The 9,345-nt window shown below is 70.1% G+C and carries 10 protein-coding genes; 5 read left to right on the top strand and 5 right to left on the bottom strand.

Annotation, left to right across the window (positions count from 1 at the left end; translation table 11 throughout):
• Both KUTG_RS06080 and KUTG_RS06075 read right to left on the bottom strand, forming a co-directional pair.
• Positions 1–1,288: methyltransferase (locus KUTG_RS06080; protein ID WP_043715531.1), on the bottom strand; the 1,288-nt coding region annotated here is incomplete at its 3' end.
• 54 nt (positions 1,289–1,342) lie between these two features.
• A complete protein-coding gene (locus tag KUTG_RS06075; protein WP_198047037.1) occupies positions 1,343–2,497 on the bottom strand; it encodes a 4-hydroxybenzoate 3-monooxygenase in 1,155 nt (384 codons plus the stop codon).
• A 269-nt stretch (positions 2,498–2,766) separates the two neighbouring features.
• On the opposite strand from KUTG_RS06075, the gene KUTG_RS65130 reads away from it, so the two are divergent.
• From KUTG_RS65130 to KUTG_RS06065, 3 genes are all read left to right on the top strand, one after another.
• The gene (locus KUTG_RS65130) at positions 2,767–3,567 is read left to right on the top strand and encodes an aldehyde dehydrogenase family protein (protein ID WP_255360853.1); all 801 of its coding nucleotides are present in this window, start codon (positions 2,767–2,769) and stop codon (positions 3,565–3,567) included.
• A complete protein-coding gene (locus tag KUTG_RS65125) occupies positions 3,564–4,127 on the top strand; it encodes an aldehyde dehydrogenase family protein (protein ID WP_255360852.1) in 564 nt (187 codons plus the stop codon). The genes KUTG_RS65130 and KUTG_RS65125 overlap by 4 nt, the downstream gene beginning before the upstream one ends.
• A gap of 96 nt (positions 4,128–4,223) precedes the next feature.
• The gene (locus KUTG_RS06065; RefSeq protein ID WP_084578951.1) at positions 4,224–4,772 is read left to right on the top strand and encodes a hemerythrin domain-containing protein; all 549 of its coding nucleotides are present in this window, start codon (positions 4,224–4,226) and stop codon (positions 4,770–4,772) included.
• A gap of 85 nt (positions 4,773–4,857) precedes the next feature.
• On the opposite strand, the gene KUTG_RS06060 is transcribed toward KUTG_RS06065, so the two are convergent.
• Together KUTG_RS06060 and cei are read right to left on the bottom strand one after the other, a co-directional pair.
• Positions 4,858–5,430 carry an HAD family acid phosphatase gene (locus tag KUTG_RS06060; protein WP_043715528.1) on the bottom strand — a complete coding sequence of 191 codons (573 nt, stop codon included), beginning with the start codon at positions 5,428–5,430 and terminating at the stop codon, positions 4,858–4,860.
• A gap of 144 nt (positions 5,431–5,574) precedes the next feature.
• Entirely contained in the window at positions 5,575–6,207 is a 633-nt protein-coding gene (gene cei, locus KUTG_RS06055) for an envelope integrity protein Cei (protein ID WP_198047036.1), read from the bottom strand.
• A 317-nt stretch (positions 6,208–6,524) separates the two neighbouring features.
• Here cei and KUTG_RS06050 point away from each other — a divergent pair, with 317 nt between their 5' ends.
• Positions 6,525–7,253, top strand: a complete 729-nt coding sequence (locus tag KUTG_RS06050) for a G1 family glutamic endopeptidase (RefSeq protein ID WP_043715525.1) — start codon at positions 6,525–6,527, stop codon at positions 7,251–7,253.
• A gap of 159 nt (positions 7,254–7,412) precedes the next feature.
• Positions 7,413–8,465: a glycoside hydrolase family 18 protein gene (locus tag KUTG_RS06045; protein ID WP_198047035.1), complete on the top strand. Its 1,053-nt coding sequence runs from the start codon at positions 7,413–7,415 to the stop codon at positions 8,463–8,465.
• A 138-nt stretch (positions 8,466–8,603) separates the two neighbouring features.
• On the opposite strand, the gene KUTG_RS06040 is transcribed toward KUTG_RS06045, so the two are convergent.
• Entirely contained in the window at positions 8,604–9,155 is a 552-nt protein-coding gene (locus KUTG_RS06040; protein ID WP_043715523.1) for a GNAT family N-acetyltransferase, read from the bottom strand.
• Positions 9,156–9,345: the final 190 nt, after the last annotated feature.

Below are 9,345 nucleotides of genomic sequence, written 5' to 3'. Positions count from 1 at the left end.
CGTCGGCCAGCGTGACCGACGCCGAGGCCAGGGCGTGCGGGCGCTCGACCAGCACGCCGTGCGCGGCGGGGTTGGCGGCGAGGACCCGGGACAGCAGCTCGCCGTTGCCGCCGGCGATGTCGACGACCTCCCGCACGTCGCTGAGGTCGACGACCCGGACCAGGTCGGCGAACACGGCGTTGCTGGCGGCCATCGACTCGTGGAACAGCTCGGCCAGCTCGGGGTCGGCGGCCATGTGCTGGAAGTGGTGCGCGCCGAAGATCTTCGCGTACGACTCCTCGCCCGTGCGGACGGCGTCGGTCAGCGCGCCGAACGACCGGTAGAACGGGCCGCCGTACATCAGGGCCAGCGGCCGAAGCGAGCCCTCGACGTCGGCCCGCAGCAGCGATCCCATGTCGGTCAGCAGGTAGTGGTCGCCGACCTCGCGGACCAGGCCGAGGGTGGCCAGGTAGCGGAGCAGGCGGCCGAGGCTGTCCGCGTCGGTGCCGGTCGCGGCGGCCAGGCCCGGCAGATGGGAGACGGTGACGAGGTGGTCCGGCAGCCGCAACGTCGCCGCGGCGGCGATGGCCTGCGTCGCCCACGCCCCGGTCATCAGACCCAGCAGACGCGTGCCGGCGGCGGATTCCCGCAGGTGGGCGGTCAGAACCCGGGGGAAACGGCCGGCGCTGATCAGCTCAAGGCGGCGGTAGGACGGCACCGTGTGATGGGCGTCGCGGAAGTAGAGGACGGTGTTGTCCTCATGCTCGTTGTAGCCGCCGCCGTCGGGCAGCATCCGGGTGGCCACGGCCGCCCGCAGCCCGCCCAGCAGCACCGGGTCGGCGTGCGGCACAGCCAGCGCGAAGTGGTTCTCCCGGCCGTGCAGGCGCTCGTCGTCGGCGATGTGCTCGAACTCCGGCGGCGTGACCATGGCGAAGATCTCCAGCTCGCAGCGGTTGCCGAGCCGGTCGGCCAGGCGGGCCCGCAGGATGCCGACGGTCAGGCTCTCCATCGGCACGCCGTACCGGATGCTCAGCCGGGCCCGCACGACCACGCTCGGGGTCATCGGGCCGACCCGCACGCCCAGGTGTGTCAGGTCCTCCCGTAGCCCCTTGAATGTCCGGGGAAAGACCAGCACCGCCGCGTGGGTGAAGCGGGTGTACCGGGCCAGGGCCGCGCGTTCGGCCGCGCCCAGCGACGGCATGGCCGCCGCGAGCACGGAGTCGGTGTCGGCGGCGCCGATCAGCGCGGCCGCCGAGGTCAGGCGGTCGAGGTCCTCCGGGGCGAGCGCGGGGGCGATCGTCGCGGTCATGGTGCACTCCAAAACTGGGCAGATCGACAACGGGGCAGATCCGGCAAACGGGGTTCAGATGCCGACGTAGTTCTCGGCGAAGAAGTCCTGGTGGGCGCGGGAGTCGCGGAGGCTGTCCAGTCGGGCCCGGCGCAGCACGCGCTGGAAGCCCGCGTCCGGCGCGGCGGCGGCCGGCCCGTGCAGGAGCGTGATCATCCAGTGGGAGAACTCCTGCGCGCGCCAGATGCGCGGCAGACAGGTGGGGGAGTAGGCGTCCAGTCCTCGCTCGTCGCCCTTGACGGCGTCGGTCAGGGCCTTGGCCAGCACCTCCGCCTGCATGATCGCGAGGTTGGCGCCCTTGGCCGCGGACGGGCTGATCAGGCTGGCGGCGTCGCCGGCCAGGAACATCCGGCCGTGCCGCAGCGGGTCGACGACGTCCGATCGCAGCCGCACGATCCGGCGCTCGGTGATCGGGCCCTGCCGCAGCGGGCCGAACTGCTCGACCTGCATACGAAGGCCCAGCTCGGCCCAGATCCGCTCGTCGGACCAGGCCTCGGCGCGGTCGTCGGCGTCGACCTGGAGGTAGTAGCGGGTGACCTCCGGGCTGCGGGCCATGTGGCCGGCGAACCCGTTGTCGTGCATGGCATACGTGACCGCCGACATGCTCTGCGGGGCCTGGGCCAGCACGGCCAGCCAGGCGATGCCGTGGTCGCGGGTGTGGCGTGCGGCCGAGGCCGGCATGGCCTTGCGGGTGACGCCGTTGCTGCCGTCGCAGCCGACGAGGAACCGGCCCTGGATCTCACCGTCGCGGTGACGGACAGTGGCCGTCACGGGGTCGACGTCGGTGACAGTCACGTCGAATCGCAGCCGGCCGCCGCGGTCGAGGTACTCGGCGATGAGGTCGGTGACCAGCGCCTGCTGCGGGTAGACAGTGTGCACCTCGCCGCGGCCCAGTTCGGCGTAGTTCAGCTCGAACTCCCCGTCACCGTCCCGAAAAGCGCACGTGTCGTGCGAGTGTCCACATCGGAGCATGCCGGCCCCGAGGCCGTGCTCGGTGAGCACGCGGGCGCTGTTGGCACCCAGAAAACCCGCCCGGGCCCTGGTCTGCACGTGCTCGCGGCGGCCGCGCTCCAGGATGAGGGTGTCGACGCCGTTGGCGCGCAAGAGATTGCCCAGGACCAGCCCCGCGGGCCCGGCGCCCACGATGAGCACGGTCACCTGATCGGCCATGATCGCCCTTGTCTGCGAATGCATTCCGGTCGTCACGGACCGTGTTTGCAATGACAACTATCGGTGACCCTTGTTGATCATCCGGGGCGGAGCTAACAGGGCCCCGGGTCGGCCGGTCCAGCCGCGCCACCCGGTGGCGCGGACTTGATCACCTGACCGGGTAGGGCCCGGTGTGCCGCTGCCGCCGTGGGTCGGACGTCACTGCCGGGTGACGTGCATACGGTATACAGTAGGCGGCACGGTGTGAGTGAACGGAGGCGCGCGTCCCCATGTACACAGTCACCAACCCCGCCACCGGCGAGCTGGTCGAGCAGATCCCCAACGCGACGGACGAGGAGGTCGGCGCGGCGATCACCCGGGTGCACAACGCGTTCCCGGCCTGGCGGCGGCGACCGGCGACGGACCGCGCCAAGATCGTCCTGCGGGCCGCGGAGCTGTTCGCGGAGCGGGCCGACGAGCTCGCGCGGATCATGACCCTGGAGATGGGCAAGCGGATCAACGAGGGCCGCGGCGAGGTCGGCGTGGTCGTCGAGATCTTCAACTACTACGGCCAGCACGGCCCGGACCTCGTGGCCGACCAGCCGATGAGCATCCGCGGCGGCGAGGCCGTCATCCAGAAGACGCCGCTGGGCGCGCTGCTGGGCGTGATGCCGTGGAACTTCCCCTGCTACCAGGTGGCCCGCTTCGTCGCGCCCAACCTGGTGCTGGGCAATACTATCCTGCTCAAGCACGCCTCGATCTGCCCGCGGTCGGCGCTGGCCATCGAGCAGATCCTGCACGACGCCGGCGTGCCGGAGGACGTGTACGTCAACACCTTCGCCTCCAGCCGGCAGGTGCCGAGCATCCTGGCCGACCCCCGGATCCAGGGCGTGTCGCTGACCGGGTCGGAGGCGGCGGGCATCTCCGTGGCGGCCGAGGCCGGCCGGAATCTGAAGAAGGCCGTGCTGGAGCTGGGCGGCTCGGATCCGCTGATCGTGCTGGACTCCGACGACATGGACGAGACGGTGGCCAAGACCGCCCCGCCCGGATGCGCAACTGCGGTCAGTCCTGCAACGCGCCGAAGCGGATGATCGTGCTCGCCGACATCTACGACGAGTTCGTCGACAAGCTCGCCGCGCGGGTGGCCGACTACTTCAAGCCCGGCGATCCCCTCGATCCCAACACCAAGCTGCCGCCGCTGGCCTCGACCGCGGCCCGCGACGAGGTGGCGGGCCAGGTCGCGCAGGCCGTGGAGCAGGGCGCGACCCTGCTGGCCGGCGGACACGCGGTCGACGGTCCCGGCGCGTATCTCGAAGCGACGGTGCTCGCCAACGTCACCCCGGAGATGAACGCCTACTACGAGGAGATCTTCGGGCCGGTGGTCCTGGTCTTCAAGGCCGAGACCGAGGAGCAGGCCATCGAGATCGCCAACGACTCGCCCTTCGGCCTCGGGGCCAGCGTCTGGGGCACCGATCCCGAGCGCATGCGGCGGGTCGCCGAGCAGATCGAGTCCGGCATGGTCTACCTCAACAGCGCCGGCGGCTCCCAGGCCGACCTGCCGTTCGGCGGCATCAAGCGGTCCGGCATGGGACGCGAGCTCGGGCCGGCCGGCATCGAGGAGTTCATGAACCAGAAAAGTATTCGCCTTTAGTCCGTTCGGGTAACAACCGGAGGCCCTTCGCTCCGGAGCACATCCGCTGACGGCGATTCACGCGTGTGTCAAGACATCCGAAAGAGGGAGGGTGTCATGACCGCCGCTACTGAGCGTCGCAGCTTCGACAGTCGCCGGGTGTTCCACCTGCACGCCGTCTTCCGCCGTGAAGTCGGTCGCGGGGCCGGCTTGGTGCGCGCCGTCGCGGCCGGAGACCGTGACGGCGCGCAGCTCGTCGCCGCGCGGGTCCGGATGGTCGACAACGCCGTCTACCGGCACAACTGCGCCGAGGACGCGCTGCTGTGGCCGAAGCTGGTGGGGGACAAGCCCAGCGAGGCCGACATCATGGTCGACGTCATGCACCGCCAGCACCGGGCCCTGGACGCCATGTCCCTCGGTGTGCAGGCCGCGATCCTGGCCTGGGAGGACGAGCCGACCGAGCATCGCCGCGACATGCTCGCCGACGCCCTCGACCGCATTTCCGACGCCATCGGCGAGCACATCTGCGCCACCGAGCTGTTCCTCGTGCCGTTGCTGGAGCGGTTCCTGTGTGCCGCCGACTGGAGCGACGTGATCCGCCTCGGCGTGGCCGACTGCGACCCGGAGACGGTGTCCGCCCTGGCCGGCCTCATCCGGGTGCCGTGAGCTCGCGCCGGCTGCCTGTGCCGGCGTGATTCGCCGGCCGGTCGGGACACCACCCCCCAGCCCGACCGGCCGGCCCCTACTCCTGTCAGCTCAGCGCGCCGTCGTAGTCCGGCAGCTTGAACGTGCGCTCCGCGTGGCCGCCGTCCAGGTCCGTGGTGTTGTTGCCGATGTTGGCGACGATCGTGTAGCCCTGCGCCTCGATCGCCGCGCGGGCCTTGGTCTTGTTGACCTGCGCCGGGTCGAAGTTGAACAGCGGGCGCATGGACAGGCCGTCCACCGGAAAGCCGACGCCGGACAGGTTGTCCTGGGTGAGCGAGCGGATCAGCTCGGTGCGGTCGGTGACGAAGAAGACCGCCGCGCCGTCGGCCTTGGCCAGCTTGGCCAGCGTCAGGACCGGCGGGACCGCCGGGGTGGTCCAGACCGGGTGGTAGTAGCTCTCCAGCGAGGTGTTGTCGATGTCCAGCACGATGGCGTTGCGTCCGGGGGAGGACAGCCGCTGCTGGAGATAGGTGGTCGCCTGGCTCGTCACGGTCGTGACGTCGGCGATCCACGTCGCCTCGCTCGGCGCGGCGGCGGGGGCGGCCTGCGCCGACCCGGCGCCCAGGATCAGCAGCCCGGCCGTCAGGCCGGCGGCGGCGAATCGGAGGGTGATCGTCATGCCCGGCAGTCCAGCATCCCGCCGCGGCCGCCACGAGTGCCGATTAGGTGAATTTTCTTCATATTGTTGCCGGGCCGAGTGCGGCAACGGTCAACGAGCTCTCGGTGTGACCGGATTCGCCCGATGATCGGACCGGATTCGGGTTCAGCAGTGGCCGGGGCGGGCCGCCGTCAACAGCGGAGTGTCCAGTTTGGGCATGGCCTGGTCCTGGGTCAGCAGACCGCCGGGCGGGATGGGGTGCTGGCGGCCCCAGGTGGAGAGCTGGCCGAGCACCTTACGCGCAGCCGTGTTGACGATGAGGCCGTTGAAGTTGGTGCCGACGGCGAAGTCGACCGTCGCATCGGGGCGGTTGTCCCGCACGAGCTGGGCGCACGGCACGAGCAGGCTCAGGGTCCGAGCCCCGGCGGCGCCCTGGGCGCCGAAGCGGATCTGGCCGACACAGCTCATGTTGCCCAGCGGATGGGCCGGGTCGTCGGCGGCCTCGGCGGCCTGGGGGAAGCCCAGGTCGGCCAGCTCCAACGACATCAGGCCGGCGGCGCCACGCTGGGAGCTGGCGTTGAACATCCGCACGGGCACCCGGTCGGGCGGGGCGGGGGCGACGCCGTCGAGGTCGTGGAAGCCGACGGCGGAGACACCCGGCGTCGGAGGCGTGCAGCCGACGGACTGGTCGATCGTGGGCACACCACGGAAAACCTGCACCCACACCACCATCGCAGTGATCAGCAACAGGCTGAGCAGGACCAGCGAACGAGTTCGCCGCCAGCGTTTCGACCGCACGTCACCACCCTCGCAACCGCGCCCGGTCAACATTGCGGATCCTAGTGACTGTTGATCACTATCTGGTGACGATCCTGTGGAGAACCCCGGAACTGCCGGCAGATCGCCGACGCTGTCACGTCAGTGCGCGTCGAAATCGACCAAACCTCGCCAACGTGACATCCCGACCTGCGGACTCTCCCAACAGGACGGGATACCCCGGGCTCATAACCGAGAAACCCTCCGAATGCAGGGTGTTTGGTGAACGGACGTTCGGTCAGAGTCGGTGCACCGGCGGGGCCATCCGGCCCCAACCCTGCATCCGGAGGTCCACAACCATGCGAGCACGTCTCCTCGCGTTCGCCGCGGCCGGCGCCGCCACCCTGCTGGCCGGCGCCGCCCCCGCACTCGCCACCACGTCGGCCGGGTTCGCCCCGCAGCACGCGAACCACACGCACCACGCCAACGCGGTCGGCGGCACGTTCAACCAGGACGGCGGCAACTGGTCGGGCTGGGTGTCCACCGGCAGCGGCTTCAGCTCGGTGAGCGCGAGCTGGACCGAGCCGGCGGTCACCTGCAACTCCTCCAACGACCTGTACGCGCCGTGGGTCGGCATCGACGGCTACGGCAGCCAGTCGGTCGAGCAGACCGGCGTGGCCACCGACTGCTCGTCGGGGTCGCCCAGCTACCAGGCCTGGTACGAGATGTACCCGGACTCGCCGGTCTACTACGACAATCCCGTCCAGGCCGGCGACAACTTCAGCGCCAGCGTGCAGCGCAGCGGCACCAGCTACACGCTGACCATCACCGACAACACGGCGGGCTGGACCCAGCACGTCACCAAGTCCTACAACGGCCAGAACGCCTCGGCCGAGTTCATCCTGGAGTCGCCCACCGGCGCCTACCCGAACTTCGGCACGGTGACCTTCACCGACGCCAAGGTCGACGGCGCCACCTACACCGGGCAGAACGGCGTCGCGCTGGACGCCAGCAACAACTCCGGATCCGAGGACCGCACCGGCGCGCTGTCGGGCGGCTCCTTCGACGTGAGCTACGTCCAGGAGTGATCGATCCGACGGGCGGCCCGTATCCCGACACCCGATATCCTGACAGGGCTGTCGGGAACGGGCCGCTCGTCGGCAATTCGGACAGGAAACCGGTTCCGTAGCCGACCATTCCGTTCGGCGCATGCTGTCTGCGGGCCCACGCCCCGCAACCCTTCTCCGGTGCGAAACCTGATCACACTCCGCCGGTTCGGCGCGATCGCGGCCGCCATCACGGTCGCGACGACCGCGCTGGCCGGCGCCGCGGCCGCGACCACCCCCTACGGCCAGCCGCAGCCGGTGCCGGCGCATGTCTTCGCGCCGTACTTCCAGGCCTACCTGCCCGGCGACCCGGCCGAGTTCGCCGGCGAGTCCGGCGCGCTGTTCCAGAACCTGGCCTTCCTGGAGACCGACAAGCCCGGCTCCTGCCAGGTCTACCCCAACGGCGTGGCCACCGGCCCCGACTACGCGGACGCCGCCGACAAGCTGCGGGCCCGCGGCGGCCAGCTGATCCCGTCCTTCGGCGGCGCCTACGCCGGCGACAACGGCATCGAGATCGCCGACAGCTGCGCCGACGTGCACGCCATTGCCACCGCCTACGAGCAGGCCCTGGTCTCCTACGGCGCGACCCAGCTGGACGTGGACATCGAGGACGCGTCCCTGACCAACGCCGAGGGCATCGACCGCCGCAACAAGGCGCTGCTGGAGACCGAGAAGTGGGCCGCCGCGCAGGGCCGCCCGCTCAAGGTCGTCTACACCATGGGCACCGGACCGACCGCGCCCAACGGCGACGCCGTGAAGATGCTGCAGAACGCGGTGGCCAACGGCACCCGGGTCGACACCGTCAACATCATGACGTTCGACTACTACGACAACAAGCAGCACGAGATGGCCACCGACGCCAAGTCGGCCGCCGCCGCGCTGGTCACCACCCTGCACGGCCTGTGGCCGGACAAGACGCCGTCGCAGCTGTGGTCCATGGTCGGCATCACGGCCATGATCGGGCTCGACGACTACGGCTCGGGCGGCGAGACCGGCCCGGTCGAGGAGTTCACTCCCGCCGACGCCGTCGACCTGACCGTCTGGGCCTGGCAGCACGGCATCGCGCTGCTGTCGTTCTGGGGCCTGCACCGGGACAACGGCAGCTGCCCGGGCCAGCACCAGGAGGCGTGCTCCGGCGTTCAGCAGCTGCCGTGGGAGTACTCGACCATCATGGGGACCTTCACCCACCGGTGACTGTCACGATCGTTGACAGTCCTGATCGGTGACCGAAGCCGGTCGCGGGGCCCACAGGGCGGGTCCCGGGCCGAAACGGGTCGTCCGGCGGCCGCACGTGGACGGTGGCCGCCGGGCGACCTTTCTCGTTCTCCGGGTCTAGTCACCGAGGGCGAAGGCGAAGACCACGTAGTCCCGCCCGCCCACCTCGAAGGCGCCGACCTCGCGCATGCCGAGGTGCCGGTGCACGGCCAGCGACTTCTCGTTGGCCGTCTCGACGAACAGGACCGCCTCCGAATAGTCGGGGGAAAGGCTTTTCTGCACGGCGTCGATCAACAATCGCACGACGCCCCGGCCCTGGAACCGCGGATCGACCGCGACCGGGCCGTAGAGAACGAAGTCGGTCAGGCCGGAAGTCGTTGCGGTGGCAATCGTTCTGGCCGGCGGCCCGTCGCCGCCGGCCAGCGCGGCGGGATCGGACGTGAGCGCCGCGCCGGCAACTTTCCGCTCGCCGTGTTCATCAGTGTGAACGGCGACAAAAACTCCCGTTCCGTCGATGAAGTTGAGCAATATCCGGTCGGAAAGATGCCCCTGAATGAAGCCTCGTGCGGCCCGCTCGGCTGGATCCAGTCCGTCGCCGCGGGCCTGGGCCAGCAGCGCGGCAATCGCCGGCATGTCCTGATAGGTGGCCTTCCTGACCGCGAAACCCACGTGGTCCCTCCCACTTCGGGCCTTCCGTGTCACCGTTGCTCGACAATCGGACGGGCCGATGAGAATTTTGAACTCAATCATATAGTTTGGCCCATCAAAGGATCGTGTTCACGCGGGTCGATAGGCAGGGCCGTGGAGTCGTCGTTCTGGGGACTGTGCTGGGGCCGGTGCGCGGCCGGCGGGGGGCCGC

This window comes from Kutzneria sp. 744 (genome assembly GCF_000568255.1).
In the GTDB taxonomy this organism is placed as follows: Bacteria; Actinomycetota; Actinomycetes; order Mycobacteriales; family Pseudonocardiaceae; genus Kutzneria.
This window is presented reverse-complemented; position numbering and strand designations above follow the sequence as displayed.